This window comes from Luteimonas suaedae (genome assembly GCF_008312895.1).
GTDB lineage: Bacteria > Pseudomonadota > Gammaproteobacteria > Xanthomonadales > Xanthomonadaceae > Luteimonas > Luteimonas suaedae.
In genome coordinates this window covers 835073-859555 of record NZ_VSSP01000001.1, presented here as the reverse complement: position 1 = coordinate 859555, position 24483 = coordinate 835073, and the positions used below count along the sequence as shown (strand labels likewise).

The 24483-nt window shown below is 66.2% G+C and carries 13 protein-coding genes and 1 pseudogene; 13 read left to right on the top strand and 1 reads right to left on the bottom strand.

Annotation, left to right across the window (positions count from 1 at the left end; all coding sequences use genetic code 11):
- Positions 1 to 27 precede the first annotated feature (27 nt).
- From FXO19_RS03685 to FXO19_RS03615, 13 genes and pseudogenes are all read left to right on the top strand, one after another.
- Positions 28 to 378: a hypothetical protein gene (locus FXO19_RS03685; RefSeq protein ID WP_149193672.1), complete on the top strand. Its 351-nt coding sequence runs from the start codon at positions 28 to 30 to the stop codon at positions 376 to 378.
- A 90-nt stretch (positions 379 to 468) separates the two neighbouring features.
- The gene (locus FXO19_RS19515; protein WP_255516272.1) at positions 469 to 3432 is read left to right on the top strand and encodes a type VI secretion system Vgr family protein; all 2964 of its coding nucleotides are present in this window, start codon (positions 469 to 471) and stop codon (positions 3430 to 3432) included.
- Positions 3398 to 4270 carry a DUF4123 domain-containing protein gene (locus FXO19_RS03670; protein ID WP_255516287.1) on the top strand — a complete coding sequence of 291 codons (873 nt, stop codon included), beginning with the start codon at positions 3398 to 3400 and terminating at the stop codon, positions 4268 to 4270. Before FXO19_RS19515 ends, FXO19_RS03670 begins: the two co-directional genes overlap by 35 nt.
- 23 nt (positions 4271 to 4293) lie before the next feature.
- The gene (locus tag FXO19_RS03665) at positions 4294 to 7173 is read left to right on the top strand and encodes a T6SS effector BTH_I2691 family protein (protein WP_149193670.1); all 2880 of its coding nucleotides are present in this window, start codon (positions 4294 to 4296) and stop codon (positions 7171 to 7173) included.
- A gap of 3 nt (positions 7174 to 7176) precedes the next feature.
- Positions 7177 to 8196: a DUF6708 domain-containing protein gene (locus FXO19_RS03660; protein WP_149193669.1), complete on the top strand. Its 1020-nt coding sequence runs from the start codon at positions 7177 to 7179 to the stop codon at positions 8194 to 8196.
- Positions 8197 to 8206: 10 nt separating this feature from the next.
- Positions 8207 to 8707, top strand: a pseudogene (locus FXO19_RS19110) (copper homeostasis protein CutC).
- Positions 8708 to 9305: 598 nt separating this feature from the next.
- Entirely contained in the window at positions 9306 to 11717 is a 2412-nt protein-coding gene (locus FXO19_RS03645; protein WP_149193836.1) for a GH92 family glycosyl hydrolase, read from the top strand.
- A 123-nt stretch (positions 11718 to 11840) separates the two neighbouring features.
- Positions 11841 to 12875, top strand: coding sequence for a LacI family DNA-binding transcriptional regulator (locus tag FXO19_RS03640; RefSeq protein ID WP_149193667.1), 1035 nt, complete (start codon positions 11841 to 11843; stop codon positions 12873 to 12875).
- Between the two features lie 84 nt (positions 12876 to 12959).
- Positions 12960 to 14276 (top strand): sugar MFS transporter, encoded by a 1317-nt coding sequence (locus FXO19_RS03635; RefSeq protein ID WP_149193666.1) that lies wholly within the window; start codon positions 12960 to 12962, stop codon positions 14274 to 14276.
- Between the two features lie 7 nt (positions 14277 to 14283).
- Positions 14284 to 15288 (top strand): carbohydrate kinase family protein, encoded by a 1005-nt coding sequence (locus tag FXO19_RS03630; RefSeq protein ID WP_149193665.1) that lies wholly within the window; start codon positions 14284 to 14286, stop codon positions 15286 to 15288.
- On the top strand, positions 15278 to 16540 hold the full coding sequence (locus tag FXO19_RS03625) for an AGE family epimerase/isomerase (RefSeq protein ID WP_149193664.1): 1263 nt from the start codon (positions 15278 to 15280) through the stop codon (positions 16538 to 16540). Before FXO19_RS03630 ends, FXO19_RS03625 begins: the two co-directional genes overlap by 11 nt.
- A 69-nt stretch (positions 16541 to 16609) precedes the next feature.
- Positions 16610 to 20113, top strand: coding sequence for a GH92 family glycosyl hydrolase (locus FXO19_RS03620; RefSeq protein WP_149193663.1), 3504 nt, complete (start codon positions 16610 to 16612; stop codon positions 20111 to 20113).
- Between the two features lie 443 nt (positions 20114 to 20556).
- A complete protein-coding gene (locus FXO19_RS03615; protein ID WP_187775609.1) occupies positions 20557 to 23658 on the top strand; it encodes a TonB-dependent receptor in 3102 nt (1033 codons plus the stop codon).
- Between the two features lie 299 nt (positions 23659 to 23957).
- Here FXO19_RS03615 and FXO19_RS03610 read toward each other — a convergent pair whose 3' ends face one another.
- Positions 23958 to 24347, bottom strand: coding sequence for a hypothetical protein (locus tag FXO19_RS03610; RefSeq protein ID WP_149193661.1), 390 nt, complete (start codon positions 24345 to 24347; stop codon positions 23958 to 23960).
- Between the last annotated feature and the right edge of the window lie 136 nt (positions 24348 to 24483).

The window sequence follows — 24483 nt, the reverse complement described above, 5'->3', positions numbered from 1 at the left end:
CCTTGCCACACCCAAGGAGGAAACATCATGGATTTTTACGGAATCGACAGGGAAACCACCATCAGCCACTGCGACAGCCTCGCGCTCGGCCGTGAAGACCGCGGCACCGAGAGCGTCTGTAGCTGGAACCGGATCCGGCCCGAGCATGTCGTCGAGCTGCTCGACAAGGCCGCACCCGAAGCACGCGGCGACGCGCGGAACCTCGCGGCGCTGCTGTCGCGGTTCTCGTGGCGCATCCGCGGCGCGGCACAGGCGCAGGGCAACAGCAACCGCATCGTCAGCAACGTCCGCGAAATCACGATCTCCGCGGCAGGCCGCAATTTCCAGCTGCACTGCACCGAGAACCCGTCGTTGAAGCTGGAGCGGATCACCGCCTGACCTGGACACACAGGCGGCACACCGGGCGCCCGTCGACACGGGCGCCTGCCCGTCCGGCCGGATGGACGGGGCCGCGCAAGGAGCATCGCCATGGACGCACTCGCCACCGCACTCACCGCCCTGGTCTCCGGCCCAAAGCAGCACGAACGGCTGCTGCGGCTGCACACCGGCCTGGGCCCGGATGTCCTGGTCGCCGAAACGCTGGCCGGCCACGAATCGCTGGACGACGGCTTCCGCTTCGAGTTGACCGCGCTGTCGGTCGACGCACACCTGTCGCTGGACGACCTGCTGGGTCAGCCGTTGTTGCTGGAACTGCTCACCGCGGACTCGCGCACCCGGCTGCGCCCGTTCCATGGCCACGTGACCGCCTTCGAGCGGCTGGGCAGCAACGGTGGCCTGGCACGCTACCGGCTGGTGCTGGAGCCGTGGCTGGCTTTCCTGCGCCAGCGGGTGGACAGCTACGTGTTCCAGGACATGACGGTGCTGGAGATCGCCGAGGACATCTTTGCCGACTACGCCGAAGCCGGGGCATTGGCGCCGGCGTGGCGCTGGGAGCTGGCCGACCGCAGCGTGTACGCCAAGCGCAGCCTGACCACGCAGTACGAGGAGAGCGACTTCGCTTTCCTGCGGCGGTTGCTGGCGGAGGAGGGCATCTTCGGCTGGTTCGAACACGCCGGCGATGCCGCCGCCGACACGCTCGGCCGGCACACGCTGGTGCTGGCCGATCATGGCGAGGCCTTCGCCGATGTCGGCCCCGTGCGCTACCACCGCAGCGACGTCACCGAGCGCGAGGACGGCATTCAGCAGTGGTCCAGCGCACGCCGCTGGCAGACCGGTCGGCTGATACGCGCCAGCTGGGACTACCGCAGCCTGGGCATGCGCCCGGCTACCGCCGACGGCGAGCGTTTCGGCGACGCGATCGCCGAAGACGACGATACCGCCGGCCCCTACGCCTGGCACGACAGCGCCCAGGGCGAGCGCCGCGCCCGCCAGCACCTGGAGGCGCTGCAGGTCGATGCCCGCACGTTCGACGGCCAGGGCACCTGGCGCCGGCTCGCGCCGGGCGTCCGCTTCGAGCTGGTCCAGCGCCACGCCAGGCTCGACGCCGATGCCCATCGTTTCACCTGCCTGAAGATCGAACATCAGGCCCGCAACAACCTGGGTGCGGAGATCCACAGCGTCCTCGAAGCGTCCCTCGGCCCCGTGGCCCTGCCAGGCGCAGACCTCCCCGATGCCCTGTCGGGGCTGACCGCAATGTCATCCGACGCGGGATTCGCGGCTGCGAACGAACCCCTCTCCCGTTCACGGGAGAGGGACAGGGGTGAGGGCGCCCCCGAAGCCGGCAACACTGGAAGCGCCGAGACCGCCACCCACGCCGTCGACTCCCTGCTGTCCCGCATCACTGGTGGTAGCGCGCAGGACGAGACCCACTTCTACCGCAACACCTTCATCGCCATCCCGGCATCAGTGCCCTACCGCCCGAGGACCACCGACGGCCATGGCCTGCGCCTGCACCCCAAACCCGCCGTGCAAGGCACCCAGAGCGCGATAGTGGTGAGCGACGGCGGCCCGGTGCTGACCGACCGCGACCATCGCATCAAGGTGCAGTTCGCCTGGCAGCGCGGCGGCGATGCCAGCAGCGGCCATCCGCACCCGAGCGGCGACGACAACGCCCCCGGCACCGACGGCGCCTGGACCTGGGTGCGCGTGGCCACGCCCTGGGCCGGTGATAACTGGGGCGGGGTGATGGTTCCGCGCAAGGGTCAGGAAGTGCTGGTCGCATTCCTGGAAGGCGATATCGACCGGCCGGTGGTGATCGGCAGTGTCTACAACGGCAAAGGTCAGGACGACGCGCCGCACAACCAGGTCGCGGGTGGCGGCGCCGGCGCCACCGGCAATGCCGCGGCCTGGTTCGACGGCAACGAGCATGCCGCCGTGTACACCGGGTTCAAGAGCCAGACGCTGGGCAGCAGCCAGGACGGCAGCGGCGGCTACCAGCACTTGCGGCTGGACGACACGCCCGGCCAAGGCCGTGCCCAGGCGGCCACGACACAACACGAGACCACGCTGACTCTCGGCCACCTGAAGGGCGGCGAGGACAACGTGCGCGGCGCCGACCGGGGATTCGGGGCGGAACTGTCGAGCCAGGCAAGCGGCGCCATCCGCGCCGGCGCCGGCCTGTTGCTGACCACCGAACCCGGCACACAACAGCTGGCGGCCTCGCAGACCCTTGGCCAGTTGGGCGAGAGCGAGCAGCTGCTACAGGCATTGGCGGACACTGCGAAGAGCCAGGAAGCGGCGCTTCCGGCCGATGCCGACACCCTCCCGGCGCAGGCGAGCCTCAAGACCATGCAGGAGACGATGCAGGCCACCCAGCGGGGCGGCGCCGCCGCGGGCGCTTCCGCTTCCTCCCCCTCCCGCTCGGCGGGAGAGGGCCAGGGCGATGGCGCTATCGGCGGCGGCGAAGGCGAGGCCCCCGGCTGGAGCGCCCCACAACTGGTCGTCGGCAGCCCCGAAGGCCTGTTGAGCCTGACCCCGGCCGACCAGGCTTGGGTCTCCGGTACCCAGACCAGCCTGATCGCCGGCAGCGATCTCGACTGGGCAAGCCAGGCCGGCACCGTGATCGCCTCGGCCGGCGGCATCGCCTTGTTCACCCAAGGCAGTAACGCCCCGGCCGGCAAGCCCAACCAGGAGAAGGGCATCGCCCTGCACACAGCACAAGGCAAGGTGAGTGCGCGGGCGCACAAGAATCTGGCCAAGGTGGCGGCCAAGACCAGCATAACGGTCGCCAGTACCCAGGCGGACGTGGAAGTCGCCGCGCCCAACAAGCACGTGCTGCTGACCGCGCAGGGCGCCTACCTGAAGCTGGAAGGCGGTGACATCGAACTGGGCGCGCCCGGCACCATCGAGTTCAAGGCGACGAAGAAGGAGTGGACGTCGCCGCAGGCGGCGAGTGGACAGCCGCCAGCATTCGGTGAAGCCGAACCGAAGTTCTGCGAGCTCGATGCGAAACGTGGCGATGCTGGTGGGGCAGGTGTTGTCAGCCTGGATTGATCCGATGATCGTCGAGCTGGGCCATCGGCTGTTCCTTGCGCAGGATTACGCCATCATCAACCCGATGCAGGTCGGCAGCGATCAGTACGCCGATCTCGATGTCCAGTACCTGCTGCCGAAAGGGCTGGAACGGCACCGGCGGATGATGCCGCTGCTTGTCTATCTGGCAAGCGTCGAAGAGTCGCGGCGAATCGAGCTGCTCGAACGCGCCGATCATTGGTCGCGCCATCATCACATGCCGCTGTTCAGTGCCCTGTTTTCGAGTGCGCACGCACCGGGTCGCGTCAGGGCGGGCCTTCTGGCCAGAATGCTGCTCCGGCGCGACGATGGCCGGCGCGTGTGGCTGCGCTACCACGACCCGCGCGTGTTTCGGCATTTGCAATGGCTGCTCGATAAGGAACAACTAGCGGTGCTCATGGGACCGGCGCAAACATGGCTGGGTTTCGATCCGCTATGCAGGCGCTGGCGCCAGTGGAGCCGACCGGACGTGCCTGGGCATCCGAGGCTGCGCCTGGACTCCAGGCAATGGCAGGCAGTGGAGCAGTTCGAGGCACTGAACGGCTGCCTGCGCGATCTTGCCGACGAGGGCGAATCTTCCGACGGCGATACCGCCCGCCGCCTGCTCGAAAGCCTGCTGGAAGCGCGGCGGCAAGGATTGGTGCAGAGCGTAGATGCGATGCTGTACGCGCGCCAGCAGTTGGAGCATGGTCCCGGAATCGCACGGTTGCCGGCGGTGGCGCTGCGATTGCGGCAGGCGCGTGAGCTCGAGACCAGCTACGTCGTGGCTTGCGATACCCTGCTGAAAGACGACTTCTTGCGCCGAGATGGCGCTGCGTGACCCCTGTACAAGGATTGACGAGCATGACCGCGACCGACCAGACACAACAAGACCCTTGCCCCAATTGCGTCAAGCCCGGCCTGCCCATCCTGCCGGTGCGCTATGCGGTCGCTCGCGACGACGCGGCAGTCGCGGAAAAGGCCCCGCCACTGTGCGCGCCGTTCGCAGGCGCGGACATCGCGCTGCCGGAGAATTCGGCGCGCTACACCTTGCGCACGTTGCGCAGCGGGTACCTGTACGTGTTCAACGAGACCCGCGGCGCATGGAGCGCGTACGAAGTGGACGAGTACGGCACGCTGCACGGGTTCGATCATCGCGACCCTTCGCCGCCCCCGCCGTTGGGCGACGACGAGATCCGCGAAGTCTGCTCGCGGCACGGTAATCCGGAACTGGGCCGTTGCGTAATCGTTCCCGATGCGCACAAGACCGGGGCGGTGTGGTTCGGCTTCTCGGACGTGGCGTGGACGCCCGCGGTGTGGCGCAAGCACAAGCAGCAAGCCTACCGCGAGAAGCACATGCGCCGGGTGGACGTGGGCGCATGGGTTAAAGGCCAGGGCCAGCAGACCCAGCCGCATTTGGATAGCCTGTCGAAGCTGACCGCGCACGTAGGCGAGTTCGCGTTGCCGTTGCCCTCGAACGGCCCGGGCGAAAGCGAGGCAGAGCGCGAAGCACGGCGGGCGCGCAACCAGGCGCGTGAGACCAAACATGCGGCGCGTCGGGAGCAGGCGATCCGGGAAGGGCGCGAACCGGACGATGAACCATTGGAAGTGGAACTGGAAGCGGTGACGGTGGTTGCGAAGCCGTACCCGGCCTTCGATTTCTCGCTGGCGGATTTCCACAACAGCGCGGGGATGGCGGAGGATTTCCAGGAGCAGGCGGCCGAGGCCGGCGAACTGGGCAAGGCGGCCGGCGGCAGCCCGGGTCCGTACCCGCCGGCGATGGTGGCGTTGGAGGACCCGGCCGGCATGGCGATGGATCTGGCGAGCCTGATGAACGAGCGGCTGTCGGAGTTCATGGTGCAGCCGTCGCTCAAGCGGCCACTGGCGGTGTCCACGCTGATGGCTTCGCTGGAAGAGGCGGTGCGCAACAACGCCGAACTGGACCTGGTGAAGTCGGCGCAGGACAAGGCTGCCCAGGACCTCGAGTACTGGCGGGGGATTCCGTGGGCGACCGGAGAGGGCCCCCGCGACCCGGCGCGATACCAGATGGAAACGCAGCACCACGAGCGGATGCGAAACGACCCGGGCTACCGCGCGGAATGGGAGAGGAAAGTCGAGCAGGCGCGGGAAGACGCATTGTCCGGGATCGGTGCACAGGAGCTTCAGAATTCCTCGGACTCGGCGTGGCGCAAGTACCGGAAGAAACTGCAGGACGGCCAGCCCGGCAAGTGGCAGCGCGAGACCTACCAGCCGGCGCTGCAGAAGTTCGATCGCGAGGTGATCGTGCCGCTGGCGCATGCGCACGTGGCATGGCTCAAGAGCCCACAGATGGTGGGCTGCATGAGCTGCAATCACGACGAGAACGATCCCGCCTCCGGGGTGGCCTACTGCGACACGGTGCTGCTGTGCATCCAGGACACGCAGTCGATCGCGATCAACGCGAAGCAGTACGTGGAATGGCTGGGCGCGCAGGATGTGGAGGAAGGCAACCTGTTGCTGCGGGCGATCAGCCTGAACCAAAAAGCGGTGGTGGAATCGTTGGCGTCCGGCGCGGGAATCGGCCTGCGCCAGGCGGGAACCCTGCCCTGGGGGACGCTGCTGGAGGGCTACAGGCGGGCGTTGCATGAGCTTCCGGCCTCGCAGCAGAACACGCCGGCGCGGCTGCTGATGGCGGTGGCCGGGCCGGTGATGACGGCGCTGGACCGGGCGTTGAATCGGGGCGTGGGCCCGCTGGTGATCGGCCTAGGGCTGGTGGCGCGGCAGCCGGTGGTCTATACGCAGTTGACGGGCTCGCTAGAACAGGCGGTCGACGACCTGGTCGAGCGGATGGTGCGGGCCAATCCCGAACTAGGGCGGCTGGACCGCGATCGGCTGCGCACGCGCATGCGCAATCAATCGCAGGGGAATCGGCAGACCACGCGCGCACGCGGGGCGGGACGGCGCGGGCAGAACACATTCCAGATCCGGGTGGATCAACTGGCGCTGGGCGAGATCGACGGCAGCATGAGCCCGCGCGAGCAGTTGCGGCGGGCGGGGCAATCGGTGATGTCGTTCGACGACTGGCAGCGCAGCCCGCAAAGCCGCTGGCGGACGCTGACCAACGGCATCAACGGCGGGATCGTGGGCGTTCTGCTGAGCGTATGGTCGCTGAAGTCGCTGGCGAAGGAACTGGACGAAAGCACCGACAAGACGCGCAAGGAGAACGGCTGGCGCTACTCCGCGGCGATCCTGGGCGTTGTGGCGGCGGTGAGCGACGGGCTGCACACGGCGTTGGAGAACGGAAGGCAGGCTGGGTCGCGGTTGGCGGTGAGGATCGGCGAAACATGGTCGAGATTCTTGCGCGTTACGGGACGTGCATTGGGCTTTGCGGCCGCGGTGATTTTTGCGTTCTGGGATTTGAAGAACGCTGCAGATTCATTTGGGCGCGGCGAAATTGGAATGGGCGCGCTTTACGTCGTTTCCGCAGTTTCGGCGGTTGGCGCCTTCGCTGTTCTTGCTGGTTGGTTCGGTCCCTTGATCTTTGGCCTGTCAGCCACCGGCGTCGGTATCGTCCTTGCGGCAATTGCCGTATTGGTCGCCGCACTCATCATGTTGTTCAAGGACGATAATCTGGAGGCTTGGATGCGGCGCTGCTGGTTCGGCACGGCAGGTGGCGCGCGGTTCGGCTCGCAGAAGGAGGAAATGGCCGAACTTGACGCGCTTTTGAAGGCGAATCTGGGTACGGCAGGCGGTGGCGGGCGATAACGAATGGACTTCACGGGACAAGGGCGGTTCACCGCCTACAAGGTCGATCGTCCGCTGACCGAACAGGAGAGGGCGGATCGTCTGGACCGCAAGCGTAAGCTGAATACACAAGTGCGCGATGAACTGTCGGTGATCAAGATCAACAGCACCTATATGGAGTTGGTGGATCGTTGGTATGCCCCGAAGGGGTGGTCGGTGATCTTCGCGATGATGGTGGCCAGTCCATTTTTGTACGCAGCCCCAACTTTTACGCTAATTGCCATTGGCCACAACAATCTCGAATCCTGGGCCTTCTTGGCCTTCGTTCTATCTTTCTGCTTTCTATTTTTCTGGATCGCCTGGTACGGCTTCCGCCTCGAAGCCTTCCGCCAAACGCATTACCCGATCCGGTTGAACCGCAAGAAACGCAAGGTACATGCGTATCGCCCTGACGGTAGGATCATCGAGGCGGACTGGGACAAGCTGTATTTCTGCGTGGGCGAGAGCATCATTCCGGCCTACGGCAAGACCTACGACGTGCGCGCACACGTGATGGGCAAGGACCGCAAGACGGTGGTAGATACGTTTACGTTGGCATACTGCTACATGGGAAAGAAGGACAAGGTGCGGGCTCTGTGGGAATACATCCGCCGTTACATGGAAGAGCCGGACGGCGTGGAGCAGAACTGGCGCTACAGCGACATCTGCATGCCGATCGACGGGCGTCGTGAAGGGTTCTGGTTCGGGATTGTTCGTGTATTCGCGCAGGGGTCGGAAAAGCCAATCCTGCTGCTTTTTCTATCCCCGGTGTGGTCGGTGGTGACGCTTGGCCGCTGGATCGCGATGTACACGAGCAAGGTGCCGAAGTGGCCAGCGGAGATCGAAGCGCAGTACGTGATCGAACCGGACGATCCGTGCCGCCGGGATTGGCGCAACAATGTGAAGTTCAATTTCCAGGAAGGCGTGTGGCCAGTGATCTGCTTCGTAGTGGGTCTTAGCGTGGTGGTATGGGGCTTGTCGGCGCTGATGTCGGCGATGGATTGATGCAGGCGTCGTGTTCTACGCTGGTGTAGACACTAGTGCTGGTCGTTCTGATCGTGCTGTTCAAGGACGACAGCCTGGAAGCCTGGATGCGCCGCTGCTGGTTCGATACGGCAGGTTTCTCTATGACGGGTCCGAGCGCGAGGTCATGCTTCGCGACATTGAAATGTGCGAGCGGCTGGGTTGCGACGGCGTGGTGATCGGCGCGTTCGACGCCGCCGGCGAGGTCGATGTCGAAACCTGTCGTGAACTGGTCGCCTCCGCCGGTCCGCTCGGGGCTACGTTCCATCGCGCACTGGATGCCTCCGTGACCAGGCCCGCGCAATGAGGCGGCGATCGCGCTTGGCTGCGAGCGGGTATTGACCGTGGGCAGGCGGCGTCCGCACTGGCCGGCGCCACGACGATCGCGGCGCTGGCGCGGCAGGCGGCGGGGCGGATCACGGTCATGGCCGGCGCCGGGGTCGATGCCGCAGCATCGGCCTGTTGCGCGAGCAGTGGCGCCGACGAGTTCTAGGCCCTCGGCCGGGGCGGTCCGTCGTTCGGCGATGCAGCATCGAGCCAGCGGATTGCCACGGCTGGAGTCGAATTGGCGGCAGAGCGACCGCAATGGTGTAGCGGCCCTGGGATCGGCCTTGAAAAACATCTGAAAACAGCTAGTTGCTTCGGTCTGGTCACCCGACAGATGCTGCGGGGATAGCCTGGTTCAACTAAGCCTCATGTTGCACTGCGGAATGCAAAACAGTGCATGATGTGATTGATTTAGATCGATCCAGTTCCGAGGGAAGAATGATTCAGGCGTGAGGTTGCCCTGACCAGGTCGACCGTTTAGATCGTGGCAAAAGCGGGAAGACACGTTCTGCTCTCATCCCTCGAAGCCTGTCCGGCCGGACTCGTTTTTTCGCCCCGACATGTTTTCAAGCCACGAGCCGCGATCGCGGCCCGTGGGCACCGAATCCCGCAGCGCCGCGAGAGCGATGCTGCAGGACGCACCACCCCGGCTGCACCGCTGCAGCGAACTGATTTTCAGAGGTGTCTTTGTGCCTGGAAGCCCGTTGTCGTCCGCCCTGATCCAGTGTCGTCGAAGCATCGGCGCGTTCGCGCTTGGTGCCGCGATGGTGTTGTCCGCGCCCGCAATAGCCGCACCCACCGATGATCTCGCCGCAGTCGTCAATACCTTCATCGGCAGCAAAGACGACGGCAACACGTTCCCCGGTGCCTCGGCGCCGTTCGGTCTGATCCAGGTGTCGCCGATCGGCGAGCACTATTCGGGCTGGCGCTACGACGACCCGAAGATCCATGGCTTCGGCCACTCCTTCATATCCGGGGCCGGCTGCTGGGAGCAGGGTGGGCAGGTGTCGGTACTGCCGGTGGTCGGCACGATCGGCCCGGGTGACACGTTCGATACCACCCGCGCCGACAGTTTCGACCACCGCAAGTACGGTTCCAGCTATGCACACGACGGCGAGGTCGGCCAGGCCGGCTACTACAAGGTGCGGCTGACCGATACCGGTTACGGGCCGCATGGCGGCATCGATGCCGAGGCGACCGCACTGACCCGAGCCGCGGCCGAGCGCTACACCTTCCCGGCCGGCGGTGCCGAAGGCCATGTACTGGTCAACGTCAGCCAGGCCAATGCGCGGCACCGGGTGATCGGCAGTGTCGTCGAGGTGGTGGGTGATCGGGTGGTGGAGGGCAAGGTGACCACGCTGAGCTTCTGTGGCGGGCACCAGTACAGCACCTGGTTCCGGATCGAGTTCGACCGTCCGTTCAAGTCGTTCGGTACCTGGGGCCAGGCCGGCGGTACGCCCGGCGCGCGCTTCAGCATGGAGGGCGAGCACGACCCCTGGAACGGTGCCTGGCTGACCTTCGACACCTCGAAGGAACGGACAGTGACCGCGATCAGCGCAATCTCGCATGTCGATGCCGAAGGCGCGCGCATCAACCTGCGCGCCGACGGCATGAAGGACGGCAAGCTGATCGGTTTCGACGCGATGCGCAAGGCCGCCCAGGAGGTCTGGCGCAAGGAACTGGCCTCGGTGCGGATCGCGGGCGGCAGCAGCGACGACCACACGGTGTTCTACAGCGCGCTCTACCACGTCCTGTTGCAGCCGCTGACCGGCAGCGATGCCGACGGCCGCTACCGCGGCTACGACGACCGCATCCATGTCGCCGACGGCTGGACCTACTACGAATACTTCTCGCTCTGGGACACTTACCGCTCGCAGAACCAGTTGCTGGCGATCCTGCGGCCGGAGCGCTCGCGCGACATCGCGCGCTCGGTGCTGGCGATCCACGAGCAAGGGGGCTGGCTGCCGCGTTGGGGTTACGCTAACTTCGAGACCAACGTGATGACCGGTGATCCGGTCACCCCGTTCCTGGTCGACCTGTGGCGCTTCGGTGCGCTCGAGGGGCGCGAAGCGCCGGCCTGGGCGGCGCTTCGCCAGAACGCCTACGAGGTGCCGCCACTGAATTCACGCCACGCCGGCCGCAGCGGCAACCCGAACTATCTGGCCGAGGGCTTTGTCCAGTTCGACCGCGCCTTCCCTTCCAAGGGCATGGACGTGGATCCGCACCATGCCGGCTCGGCCACGTTCGAATACGCCGTCGCCGATTGCGCGTTGGCGCAGATGGCCGCGGAGTTGGGCCATGCCGACGATGCCGCCGAGCTGCGCAAGCGTGGCGGCCACTGGCGCAATGTCTGGGACCCCGCGCTGAAGGAGGCGGACAGCGGCTTCATCGGTTTCCCGCGGCCGCGTCTGGAGGACGGGCGCTGGTTCACGCCGCCGACCGGCCTCTACAGCCCGCGCTCGCACTACGGTTTCCACGAGGGCACGGCCTGGCAGTACCAGTGGCTGGCGCCGCAGGACGCGCCGGGTCTGGCGGAGGCGATGGGCGGTACCGAGCGCACCTTCGAGCGCCTGGATGCCTTCTTTGCGATCGACGTGTTGCGACAGGACCTGCAGCGGGCACGTTCGGCGTGGGTGGCCGGCCCTTACGAGTACTACGGCCAGTTCCGTTTCAATCCCAACAACGAGCCGACCATGCACGTGCCGTGGATGTACACCCTGCTCGGTGATCCGGCCCGGACCGCCACCGTGGTGCGCGCCGCGCAGACGCTGTTCACCAACGCACCGAACGGTGTCACCGGCAACGATGATCTCGGCACGATGTCGGCCTGGTACCTGTTCAGCGCGATCGGCCTGTACCCGGCCATGCCCGGCACCGGTGAACTGCTGCTGCACCCGCCACGCTTCGAGCGCATCGAGCTGGATCTCGGCGAGGGCCGCACGCTGCGCATCGCGGCGCCCGGTGCCGACGGTCGCGCGGTCCAGTACGTGACCGGCGTGGGCGTCGACGGCCAGGCCCACGACGAGGTCTGGCTGGACTGGTCGCGTCTGCGCGACGGCGGTGAGCTGCGCTTCGAACTCGGCAGCGAGCCATCGGACTGGGGTGTGGCGGCTGCGAGCCGGCCGACGCCGGCCTGTCCTTCGGCCCCGCAAGCGGCGCGCCAAGCGGCACGTTGAGCGCAGACGAGTATCGACGTGCAGCGTGCGGCATGCAGGGCGGCTTTCGATGGCTGCCGGCTTGAATCGATTCATTTCGGCAATAATCGGTTGTACCCAAGGATTCGCAGAAGGGGGATTCCGATGACTGAAGCCAAGTCCAGGCGCAAAGCCGTCACCGTCACCGACATCGCAAATGGCTGTGGGGTTTCACGTGCGACCGTGTCGCTGGTGTTGCGCGGCAGCCCGCTCGTGCATGCCGACACCCGCGCTAGGGTCGAGGCCGAGCTCAAGCGCCAGCGCTACGTCTACAACCGCGCCGCGGCCAACCTGCGCCGGCAGACCTCCTCGTCGGTCGCGCTGGTGGTCAACGATCTGTCCAACCCGTTCTTCGCCGAGTTCGCCGCCGGCGTCGACGAGGCGCTGGGGGAGGGCCGCTACGTGACCCTGCTCGGCAGCACCGCAGAGTCGCCGGAGCGCCAGGATGCGGTGTTGGCTTCGCTGGTCGAGCACGCCCCGGCCGGAATCATCCTGTCGCCGGCCGAGCACAGCGACGGCGCGGCGTTGCGGCGCCTGCTCGGCGTGCGCACGCCGGTGCTGGTGTTCAACCGCGAACTGTCCGGCCACGAATGGGATTTCCTCGCCCTGGACAACCAGCGTGGCGCCCGCCTGGCCACCGAGCACCTGCTCGCGCTCGGCCACCGCCGGATCGCATTCTTCGGCGGCCATGCCGATTCGAGCTCGTGCCGGCAGCGCCGCGAGGGCTATCTGGAGGCGATGCGCGATGCCGGCATCGAACCCGAAGCGGGCTGGCTGGTCGAGTCGAGTCCGACCCGCGTCGACGCCGCCGCACGCACCGCCGGACTGTTCGAGCGCGCGCCCGACGCGACCGCGGCGGTCTGCTACAACGACAACGTCGCCTTCGGCCTGATGCTCGGCCTGCGTGCGCGTGGCGTGCGTCCGGGCGCCGAGTTCGCCTTCACCGGTTTCGACGACATCAGCGAGGCCGCACTGTCCACCCCGCCGTTGACCACGCTGGCCGTGCAGCCGCGCGCCTGCGGCCGCCTGGCCGCGGAACTGCTGCTCGAACGCGTGCGTGATCCCGAAGCCGCGCCACGTCGTGTGATCGCGCCGGTAAAGCTGATGGTCCGCGGCAGCTGCGGGGAGGCGCGGCCATGAGCCATTCCCGTCCTTCATCCAACAGTTCCCTCCCGACGCCGTTGAGAACCGTATCCAACCGATCACCCAACCGAGAGATCCCGCATGAGCACGCCTGACAAGCTCGACAGTCCGCGACCCGGCGCAGCCGCGACCGTGAGCAGCGTGCCTGCCCACAGCACGCGCGTGGCACTGATCGCGATGACCGCGATCTTCTTCATGTGGGGATTCATCACAGAGCTCAACGACGTGCTCATCCCGCACCTGAAGTCGGTGTTCGAGCTCAAGTACTGGCAGGCGATGCTGGTCCAGTTCTGTTTCTTTGGCGCGTACCTGGTGATGGCGGTGCCGGCGGGCAGGGTGACGGCGGGTGTCGGCTACAAGCTCGGCATCGTGATCGGTCTGCTGGTCGCCGGTGGCGGATCGCTGCTGGTGCTGCCGGCGGCCAAGATGGGATCGTTCTACCTGTTCCTGCCTGCGTTGTTCATCCTCGCCAGCGGCATCGTGTTGCTGCAGGTTTCGGCGAATCCCTATGTCGCGCTGCTCGGGGCGCCGGAGCGTGCGCCGAGCCGGCTCAACTTCGCCCAGGCGGTCAACTCGATCGGCCACACGATCGGTCCGGCGATTGGCGGCGCGCTGATCTTCAGCGCGACGCATCTGAGCGCGGACGATCTGGCGTTGCTGCCGGCCGCGGAGCGCGCGCAGACGGTGCAACCGCTATACCTCGGCGTGGCGCTGGCGCTGGTCGTGCTTGCGATCGCAGTCTGGCTGTTCCGCCTGCCCGCGCATGCCGAGGCCACCGAGAAGGCGGACCCGTTCAAGCACACCTTTGCGGAAGTGATGAAGCGCTCGCACGTGCGCTGGGGCGTGCTGGCGATCTTCCTCTACGTCGGTGCCGAGGTCGCGATCGGCAGCTTCCTCGCCAACTACGCGATGCGGCCGGATATCGGCGGCATTGCCGAGCAGGATGTCGGGTTCTACGTCTCGCTGTACTGGGGCGCGGCGATGATCGGCCGTTTCGTCGGCGCTGCGCTGTTGCTGAAGTTCAACCCGCGGAAGATGCTCGGTGCGTATGCGGCCGTTGCCATCGCGCTGCTGCTGACGACGATGTTCAGCGGCGGCAGCACGGCGATGTGGGCGGTGATCGCGGTCGGTTTCTTCAACTCGATCATGTTTCCAACCATCTTCACCCTGGTGATCGACCGCCTCGGTCCGCTGGTGCCGAAGGCCTCGAGCCTGCTGGTGATGGCGATCTTCGGCGGCGCGGTGATTCCGCTGCTGCAGGGCAACCTGGTCGATCTTTTGCAAGGCGTGACCGGCAACGAGACCCGCGCGCTGCAATACGCGTTCCTGCTGCCCGCCCTGTGCTACGCCTACGTCGTCTGGTATGGCCTGCGCGGTTCGCGCGTGGCGCGCGGCTGAGGCGGGCATGCGCAAGATCGTCTGTTTCGGCGAGGCTTTGATCGACTTCTTCGCCCAGCCGGTGGTCACGCCGGACATCCCGCGTACCTTTGTCCAGCATGCCGGCGGCGCGCCGGCCAACGTCGCGGTCGCCGCCGCCAGGCTCGGCGCACCGGTGCAGTTCGTCGGAATGCTCGGCGCCGACATGTTCGGCGACTTCCTGCTTGACAGTCTGCGCGCGGCCGGTGTCGGCACGGACCATGTCGTCCGTACAGGCGCTGCCCCGACCGCGCTGGCCTTCGTCGCGCTGGATCATGAGGGCGAGCGCAGTTTCAGTTTCTATCGCCCGCCATCGGCGGATCTGTTGTTCCGCGCCACGCATTTCGAGCCGGAATGCTTTGCCGGTGCCGGCGCATTCCACGTCTGCTCCAACAGCATGACCGAGGAACCCATTGCCGAGGCCACGCTGCACGGCATGCGCATGGCGCGCGAAGCCGGGGTGCTGGTGAGCATGGACCTTAACCTGCGGCCGCTGCTGTGGCCGCAGGGCGTCGACCCGCGACCGCGCCTGTGGCAGGCACTGCAGAGGGCCCACGTGGTCAAGCTTGCGCGCAACGAACTCGACTATCTCGCGGCCGGATTTGGCGGTGGCGAGGCGGGTGAGCAGAAGGTGCTGGAACAGGTGTTTGCCGGCATCGCACAGTGGCTTGTCGTCACCGACGGTGCCGCACCGATGCAATGGCACAGCCGTAGTGGTGGTGGCGAGCTGGCGGGTTTCCGGGTCAAGGCGGTCGACACCACCGCGGCCGGCGATGCCTTTGTCGGTGGTCTGCTGTTCCACCTGGCCGAGACAGGCGTCGATGCCGCCCGCCTGCCGGAGTTCGTCCGCGACAGCGGGGTGGTCGAGCGCGCGCTGCGCTTTGCCGCCGCGATCGGTGCGCTCGCGGTGACCCGCAACGGTGCGTTCGCGGCAATGCCCGCGCGCGCCGAAGCACAACAACTGCTCAAGGAACAGTACGAAGATGATGCCTGAAACCCTGCCCGATTTTCGCGCCCCCGAGGTTCTGCGCGCCCATGTCGCGAAGACGATGGCGTTCTACCACCCGCGCTGCATCGATCCGGACGGCGGTTTCTTCCACTATTTCAAGGATGACGGCACGGTCTATGACCGCAGCCATCGCCATCTCGTGAGCAGCACCCGTTTCGTCTTCAACTACGCGATGGCCGCGCGCGAGTTCGGCGAGGATGCGGCGCTGCGCGCGCAGTACCTGGCCTCGGTTCGGCACGGTTTGGATTACCTGCGCACGGCGCACCGCAACCCGGAGACGGGCGGCTATGCCTGGACGCTGCGCGACGGCAAGGTCGAGGACGCGACCAACCACTGCTACGGCGTCGCCTTCGTGCTGCTCGCGTATTCGTGCGGGCTCAAGGTCGGGATCGAGGAAGCGCGTGGGTGGATGGACGAGACCTGGGGGCTGCTGGAAACACGCTTCTGGGAACCCGGCCCCGGCCTATACCGCGACGAGGCCGACGCCGATTGGCGCTTCAGTGACTACCGCGGCCAGAACGCCAACATGCACATGTGCGAGGCGATGTTGGCCGCGTTCGAGGCCAGCGGCGAGCGCCGCTACCTCGACCGCGCGCTGTTGCTGGCCGACCACATGACCCGGCGCCAGGCCGCCCAGGCAGGCGGTCTGGTCTGGGAGCACTACGACGCCGGCTGGAACGTCGACTGGACCTACCACCTCGACGACCCCAAGCACCTGTTCCGCCCGTGGGGTTTCCAGCCCGGCCACCAGACCGAATGGGCCAAGTTGCTGCTGATCCTGGATCGGCATGGCTCCGGACAAGGGATGGATGTCGACTGGCTGGTGCCGACCGCGCGCCAGCTGTTCGACACCGCGCTCGAGCATTCCTGGGACGATGCACGCGGCGGCATGGTCTACGGGTTCGCGTTCGAGGGCCTGCGTGATGCCGCCAGTGGCAGCGCCCGGGCCGAGGGTGCGGCTTACGTATGCGACGACGACAAGTATTTCTGGGTCCAGGCCGAATCCCTGGCCGCGGCGGCGCTGCTCGCGCACCGCACCGGCGAAGCGAAGTACTGGGACTGGTACGACCGGTTGTGGGCCTACGCGTGGACACACATGGTCGACCACGAACACGGTGCCTGGTACCGGGTCCTCGACGCCGACAATCGCAAGTACGACGACGAGAAGAGCCCGGCCGGCAAGACCGACTACCACACCATGGGCGCCTGCCACGAGGTGCTGAGCGTGCTGCGCTGAGGCTGCCGCGTGCCCGCAGAGAGTAGTGCAATGATCTCAATGCCATCACGTCGTCCCCGCTGGTGCGCCATGATCGGCGCCGTCCAGGTAATCGCTGCACTGGCCGGCTGCGCGTCGCAGGCCGGTGTGCAAGCGCCGGCCGCATCCTCCACCGCGCCGGTGACGGAACACTTCTGGTCGTCCTTCGAGGCCGGCGATCCCGAGCCTGCCATGGACCGGATCGAACGGGCCGAGAGCATGGGCATGGCTCTCGGCCGCGCCGACGGCCCCGACGCCGCATACACCGCCCGGACGCAGGTGGGATTCACCGGCGTGCATTCGCTGGAGTACGCTGGGGAAGCCACCGGCGGTGATGGCGGGCATGCCTACCACGCCCTGTTCGACGTCAACATCCCGGTGACGGATGCGACCGAACTGTCCTACCGGGTCTTCCCACGGTTCATGGACGGCGATCCCGGCTCGGGTCCGGGGCAGTCTCTGCGCTACACCAGCACCTTTGTCGCCGTCGACCTGATCTTCAGCGATGGCACCCGGCTGTCCGATCTCGGCGCGCGCGACCAGCACGGCTTCACGCTGTCGCCGCGGGGGCAGGGCGAGTCGAAGTCGCTCTACACCAACCAGTGGAACCACAAGCAGTCGCGCCTCGGCGACGTGGCCGCCGGCAAGGTGATCGAGCAGATCCTGATCGGCGTCGACGCTCCATTCGGCCGCGGTGCCTTCCGCGGCTGGCTCGACGACATCAGGCTCGTTGACGGCATCACCGCCGACTTGCCGGCTGCATCAACCAAGCGCCCCAGCGACCACGTGCTGACCACCCGCGGCACGAACTCGAGCGGCGCCTTCTCCCGCGGCAACACCATTCCCGCCACCGCGATGCCGCACGGCTTCAATTTCTGGGCGCCGGTCACCGACGCCAGCTCCCTGAGCTGGTTCTACGAATATGCCAAGCGCAACGACGAGCGGAACCTGCCGCGGCTGCAGGCGCTGACGCTGACCCACGAGACCAGCCCGTGGATGGGCGATCGGCAGACCTTCCAGGTCATGCCCTCGCTGGCCAGCGGCGTGCCCGGCGCCAACCGCGACGACCGGGCCGTGCCGTTCCGGCACGAGAACGAGATCGCGCGCCCCCACTATTACCGTGTCCGGCTCGACAACGGCATCGTCGCCGAGATCGCGCCCACCGATCACGCGGCGATGTTCCGCTTCACCTTCCCGGGCGACGACGCGAGCCTGATCTTCGACAACGTCAACGACCAGGGCGGACTGTCCCTGTCGCCCGACACCAGTGAGTTCACCGGCTACACCGATACGCGCAGCGGCCTGTCCAACGGCGCCAGCCGCATGTTCATCTATGCGACGTTCGACCGCCCGGTCACGGCCAGCGGCAAGCTCGTTGCGACGGACGGTCCTGAGGGCAGTGGGCCCCGGGTCAACGTCCCCGGCTACTACCGGTTCGACGCCGGCGACGACCGCACTGTCACGATGCGGATCGCCACCTCGCTGATCAGCGTTGACCAGGCCCGGCACAACCTCGCGCTGCAGATTGCCGAGACGGATACGTTCGAGGACATCCGCGCGCGCGCGCAACAGGCCTGGGACGAAAGGCTCGGCGTGATCGAGGTCGAGGGCGCCAGCCCGGACCAGCTGACCACGTTGTACTCGAATCTCTACCGGCTGTTCCTGTACCCCAACACGGGGCACGAGAACGTCGGCAGCAACGCGGCTCCGGTCTGGCGGCACGCGGTGCAGTCCTCGGCCAGCAAGGACATCCCGGAGGGGACGACCGAGACGCGGACCGGCGCACCGGTCGTCGACGGCAAGGTGTACGTCAACAACGGCTTCTGGGACACCTACCGCACCACGTGGGCGGCCTATTCGCTATTCGCGCCCAGCCAGGCCGCGGAGATGGTCAACGGCTTCGTGCAGCACTACCACGACGGCGGATGGGTGCCGCGCTGGTCCTCGCCCGGCTATGCCAACCTGATGACCGGCACCAGTTCGGACGTCTCGTTCGCCGACGCGTACGTGAAGGGCGTCGAGGGCATCGACGCCGCCAACACCTACAACGCGATGATCAGGAACGCCGCCGTCGCCCCCCCGAATGACAACATCGGCCGCAAGGGCATGGATGTTGCGCCCTTCATCGGCTACACGCCGAGCTCGGTCGGGGAGGGCGTTTCATGGGCGCTGGAGGGCTACATCAACGACTACGGCATCGCGAACATGCTGGCGGTCATGGCCCAGGATCCCGCAGCCCCCGTTCCGCAGGACCGGCTGCAGGCGGAGCACGCGTACTACCGCAACCGGGCCCGCAACTATGTCCACATGTTCGATCCCGCCATCGGGTTCTTCCAGGGACGCTCGACCGATGGTGAGTGGAAATCGTCTCCCGGTGACTACGACCCCGAGGTCTGGGGCCACGACCACGATTACACCGAGACCAACGGCTGGGGCTTCGCCTTCCTCGTGCCGCACGACGGTCAGGGGTTGGCCGACCTTTACGGCGGCCGCGACGGACTGGCCCGCAAACTGGACGAATACTTCGCCACGCCCGAGACCGCCGGGTTCCCCGGTTCCTACGGCGGCGTGATCCACGAGATGGTCGAGGCCCGCGACGTGCGGATGGGGCAGTGGGGCTTCTCCAACCAGGTCGCCCACCACGTGCCGTGGATGTACCTGTACACCGGGCGGCCGTGGCGGACCCAGCAGATCGTCCGCGAGACGCTGGCGCGGATGTACGTCGGCTCGGAGATTGGCCAGGGCTACCCCGGGGACGAGGACAACGGCGAGTCGTCGGCGTGGTGGCTCTTCGCCGCGCTGGGGTTCTATCCGCTGCAGATGGGCAGCGAGCATCTGGTGGTGGGTTCACCGCTGTTCACCAAGGCCACCGTGCACCTGGAGAACGGACGGGAACTGGTGATCGCCGCGCCGGACAACAGCCCCGACAACCTCTACGTCGCGGGCGTCAACGTGGATGGCGAGGCGTGGGACAGCACTTACCTTCCGCACCGGCTACTGGCCGAGGGCGGGCACATCGAGTTCCAGATGTCATCCGCGCCCGCCGCATGGGGCAGCGGTGCCTCGGCCCTGCCGCCGTCCCTGACGACGGGGGATGCGCCCCCCGTCCCGCTGGCCGATCTCACGGGTCCGGGCCGTGGCTCCGCCTCGACCAGCGTGTCCGCGGTGAATGCCGGCGGCCTCTTCGACAACACCTCGCGCACGCAGGCGGTCTTCCCCGGCCCAGCACCGGTGTCGGTGACCTACGCGTTCGACGCGACGCCCTCCGCGGAGGTGACCTTCTACACGCTCACCTCCGGCAACACCGGTGGTCATCCGACTGGATGGGTGCTGCAGGGTTCCGATGACGGCAGCACCTGGGAAGAGCTCGATCGCCGCAGGGGCGAGGCCTTCGAGTGGGCGCGCTACACTCGGCCGTTCCGGCTCGACACGCCTGTCCGGTACAGTGGGTATCGGCTCGTCATCACCGACGCCAGCGACCCGCGGCAGTTCTCGCTTGCCGAGATCGAGCTTCTCGGCGTGCCCGTGGTGCATCCGTCGCGTCCGGTCGAATGATCCAGGCAACGCCGGGAAAGTCCGCCCTGGACTTTCCCGGCGACAGGGTGCGCTGCAGCGCTGAACTTGAATGGCGTCTACAACCCGCCACTCATGGCGGTATTGATCGTCTCGGCGTACTCCGCGGAGATGCCCGGCGAACTGCAGCCGGCTGGTTTTCGAGTTCGTGTTGCTGCGCAGCATGGTGCATGCGCAGTGCAGCCAATACCCACGACAGGTCGTGTTGCGCCGCAGTATGCGTGCTGCAAAGGCCTGTGTTACAACTTTTCCGCCGAACTAGATCGATCCAAATATCGGATCGCATCCAGTGATGGCTAGCGGCCGCAAGTAAGCACTGAGGGACGACGTGGTGGAGGGGGACGACGGGGTCGCCTTATCCCTCGCCGTAAATTTAGATCGATGCAATCGTTTCGCAACGTCATTCAATCGGGAGAGGGATTGAAATGAAACAGACACGCACTTGTATCCAGAGCTCGTTGTCCGCCGCCATCGCCATCGCATTGACGACGGCCGCAGGGGTGCCGACGAGCGCCTTCGCACAGGAGGCGGCCACCACTGCCGACACCGACACGCAGGTGGCCCAGGCAACAGCCAGTTCGTCCGACGCGGCGACCGACCTCGACATGGTCGTTGTCACCGGCTACCGCTACGCGATCGAGAAGAGCCTGGAGCAGAAGCGCAACGCCAACGCGATCATCGAGGTCATCACCGCGGAAGACGTCAGCAAGTTCCCCGACAAGAACGTCGCCGACGCGCTGCAGCGCGTGCCGGGCGTGATCATCGAGCGCAGTGGTGGCGAAGGTAAATCCGTCAGCGTCCGCGGCCTGGATTCGGATCTCACCCTGACCCAGTTGAACGGCAATTACATCGCCTCTTCCGAAAGCAACGACGAGGCCTCGCGCTCGTTCAACTACACGCTGATGCCGGCGCACATGCTGGGCAGCGCGGAACTGTTCAAGACGCCGGAAGCGCGACTCGACGAAGGCGGCATCGGTGGCACCGTGATCCTGCACACCCGTCGTCCGCTGGAGATGGAGCCCAACTCGGGTTTCGTCTCGGCCGAGGGCACCTATGCCGATACCAGCAAGACCACCGACCCGCAGCTGTCGGGCATGTATTCCTGGCACAGCGAGGACAACCGTTTCGGCTTCCTGGTCGGGGTGAGCAAGCAGGAGCGCACCGCCCGCCGCATGGAAGTCGATACCGAGAACTGGACCTGGTACAGCGATGACAATTCGCGTCCCGCCGTCGACGTCAACGGCAACGCGCTCGACCCGCAACCTTCGAAGTGGTGGGGTGGATCGGGCTTCAATGACCAGCGCGGCAACCACTACTCCGACTTCTTGCTGCCGACCTCGGTCAATTTCGGCATCCTCGAGGAAAAGCGCGAGCGCCAGGGCACGCAGCTGACCTTCCAGTTCAAGCCAACCGACGATCTGACCCTGACCGCCAACTACTTCCGTTTCGACCTGCAGGGCGACTACGTCTTCAACCAGTTGAAGATTCCCGAATGGAACCTGGCCCGCATCAACTGGGACGGCAACTGGCCGGGTGGCCGCCTGCTCAATGGCCTGACCTTTGATCCCAGTGGCACGATCGCCACCGGCGCGGAATACGAGAAGATCGCGGGCAAGGCGTACTACTGCAGCGAAGCGGAGGCCGAAGCGGGCGGGCAAGCCCCGGGTGGTTGGGGCCCGGACGACTGCACCGTGCCGACGCCGCAGCTCACCGGCACCTTCAGCCGCGAAAAGACGAAGTCGGAAACCTTCGACCTGGCGATGGAATGGAGCGTGAGCGAATTGCTCCACATCTCCGCCAAGGGTGGCCGGACCAAGTCCTCGGGCGGTCCGTCGATGAGCTTCCGCATGTCGGCCAAGCCGCGTCGGTTCGTGAACGGCGCGTGGCAGGCCGGCAACACCTTCAGCGCCTGGGACCTGCGCGGCACGCCAACGGCAACCTTCTCGCCGAACCTGCAGGATATGCTGATGGCCGGCGTCGCCGAGATCGATGTCGGTTCGACCGACTCCTCCTGGATGGAGACCAGCATCACGCAGGATTACTTCCAGATCGACGCCACCAAAATGTTCGAAACCGGCTGGCTGGACTCGCTGCAGTTCGGCGTCAAGTTCCGCGACGGTCATGTCCACCGCAACACCGGCAACACCTACTGGGTTTGCCAGGGCGAGGACCCGAACGATTACGACAAGCGGTACCAGACCGGGTGCGACCCGGAGGCGGGCATCGCCCAGCCGGGTTTCTTCCTGTCCCAGCCGATCACCAACATTCCAGGCGGCTTCAACGCCAACGTCTTCCCAGGTATCGACTACCCGGCCTACATCGACCACCTGAACAGCCGCTACGGCGGCGCGCAGCGCCGTCAGGAGCCCGACTTCATCTACAACGTCGGCGAAGAAATCCATGCCGGCTATCTTCAGGCCAACTTCCGCACCGAGCGCCTGCGCGGCAACGTCGGCGTAAGGTTGGTACGTACCAACCAGCGCGCCGAATCGACCGACTCGATTGAAAGGTTCCTGTACCTTCTGGAGAAGGACGCGGATGGCAATCTGCTGCCGTGCGATGCAGAAAACCCGCCTCCCGGACGTACCTGCCAAGGCGGCTTCGTGTGGGCGGACGTCAGGGAGAAGACGTTCGCACTCGCTTCGCTGGACAAGAGCTACACCGACATCCTGCCCAGCTTCAACATTGCCTGGGACCTGACCGACAACCTGGTGCTGCGCGGCGCCGCCTCCAAGGTCATCGCGCGGCCGGCCTTCACCGCTATCGCCCGCCCGGGCGGCCTCCAGTTCTACAGCCAGGAATACAGCGATGACCGCGGCGTGATCGGCGGCAGCACCAATCCGGGCTGGTACGGCAGCGGCAGCAACAAGGATCTGGAGCCGTTCGAAGCCACCCAATACGACCTTGGTCTGGAGTGGTACTACCAGCCGGGCGCGGTCGTCGGCGTGGGCCTGTTCCACAAGGACGTCAAGAACTTCACCGTGCCGGCAGTGTTCGACCAACAGCTGGTCGTCGGCGGCGAGACGGTGACGGTCCAGGACTTCTCGACCGAAGTCAACGGTCGCGACGGCGTTTCGCAGGGTGTCGAAGTGTACGCGCAGCACACCTTCGACTTCGGCCTGGGCTTCCAGGCCAACTACACCTATAACGACACCAACCTGGCCGCCGTGGTCCTCAACGACGGCACGGAGATCGGCAAGTCGCCGTTGGTTGGCAGTTCGAAGAGCCAGGCCAACCTTACGGTCTTCTATGAGACCGAGAAGCTCCTGGCGCGTGCGTCGTACAACCGTCGCGGCGAACAGGTGGGGGGGCTGCACAACGGCCTCAGCATCTACTCCGAGCCGTACCAGCAGATCGATCTGAATTTCGGCTACAGCATCCTGGAGAATCTGACGCTCACCGGATCGGTGTTGAACCTGACCAAGGAAGAACAGCGGTCGCACCTTGGCAACGACACCAAGGGCCGTTTCTTCTCCAACAATTACTCCGGCCGCATTTACTATCTGGGCGTGACCTACAAGTTCTAGCTGCTTCGTCCCGCCCCTTGTGCCCGCCGGACCCGAGGGGGGTGCAGGTCCGAGTCACGCCCCCGACCCGCAGGAAAAACCGGGCGCGCGGTCTGGGTCGGCTTCGACCGCCTCGACGCCGACCTTTTTCGACACCGCATTGATCCTGCTGCCGGGCGAGCGCGTCTCACTGCGCGTCGACGCCGGCGCAGCTCCCGACCTGCCGGCGCGGCGGTTGGAGCTGCGCTGGCTTTCACCCTGAGGTTGAGGCGGAGCCGCACGCGGACAACGCAGGTCGACGACGGCCGATAGGTTGCCCTTTATGCCGCTGCCGCGACCGTTGGAGCGTCATCCGGATCCGGCTTCGAACCATCGTCGGTGGCCAGCTGCACCGATTCCGCCATGACGGTCCAGACCGGCATGCCGAGACGTGCCAGGGCGTAGTCGGCATGGACGGCGAGGCGGCCGCGTTCGGTTTTCGGGAGTTGGCCGGTCAGGTCGCGATAGAGGCGTGAGAATGCGAGCCAGAAGTGCTCGTCGTCCAAACCTTGGGCGATCAGGCGCCACAGGCCCTGTTCCAGCTTCGAAGCGGCCTGCGGCAGTGACAGCAGCCGGCGGGGCGGGCCGCTCGGATGTTGATCGGCGAGGACCTGCTGGTCCGGTGACGAGGTGTCGGAGGAGGAGTCCCGGGTATCGAATGGGGCCGACATGGTGGCGTTCCTGCTGGCGATTGTTCCTGTGGTGAAACGAAGTATTGGCTCGCGATCGTCAAGACGGCGCGATGACGCAGCGCATCGACTGACGGTCGTATCGAAAGAGCTGCGCGTGCGCAAGATAGGGCGCTTC

Coding starts and splice junctions, on each gene's coding strand:
- FXO19_RS03630 (WP_149193665.1), top strand. CDS start 14,284: ATGCGCAAGATCGTCTGTTTCGGCGAGGCTTTGATCGACTTCTTCGCC.
- FXO19_RS03635 (WP_149193666.1), top strand. CDS start 12,960: ATGAGCACGCCTGACAAGCTCGACAGTCCGCGACCCGGCGCAGCCGCG.
- FXO19_RS19515 (WP_255516272.1), top strand. CDS start 469: ATGGACGCACTCGCCACCGCACTCACCGCCCTGGTCTCCGGCCCAAAG.
- FXO19_RS03615 (WP_187775609.1), top strand. CDS start 20,557: ATGAAACAGACACGCACTTGTATCCAGAGCTCGTTGTCCGCCGCCATC.
- FXO19_RS03645 (WP_149193836.1), top strand. CDS start 9,306: ATGGTGTTGTCCGCGCCCGCAATAGCCGCACCCACCGATGATCTCGCC.
- FXO19_RS03670 (WP_255516287.1), top strand. CDS start 3,398: ATGCTGGTGGGGCAGGTGTTGTCAGCCTGGATTGATCCGATGATCGTC.
- FXO19_RS03660 (WP_149193669.1), top strand. CDS start 7,177: ATGGACTTCACGGGACAAGGGCGGTTCACCGCCTACAAGGTCGATCGT.
- FXO19_RS03640 (WP_149193667.1), top strand. CDS start 11,841: ATGACTGAAGCCAAGTCCAGGCGCAAAGCCGTCACCGTCACCGACATC.
- FXO19_RS03610 (WP_149193661.1), bottom strand. CDS start 24,347: ATGTCGGCCCCATTCGATACCCGGGACTCCTCCTCCGACACCTCGTCA.
- FXO19_RS03685 (WP_149193672.1), top strand. CDS start 28: ATGGATTTTTACGGAATCGACAGGGAAACCACCATCAGCCACTGCGAC.
- FXO19_RS03665 (WP_149193670.1), top strand. CDS start 4,294: ATGACCGCGACCGACCAGACACAACAAGACCCTTGCCCCAATTGCGTC.
- FXO19_RS03625 (WP_149193664.1), top strand. CDS start 15,278: ATGATGCCTGAAACCCTGCCCGATTTTCGCGCCCCCGAGGTTCTGCGC.
- FXO19_RS03620 (WP_149193663.1), top strand. CDS start 16,610: ATGATCGGCGCCGTCCAGGTAATCGCTGCACTGGCCGGCTGCGCGTCG.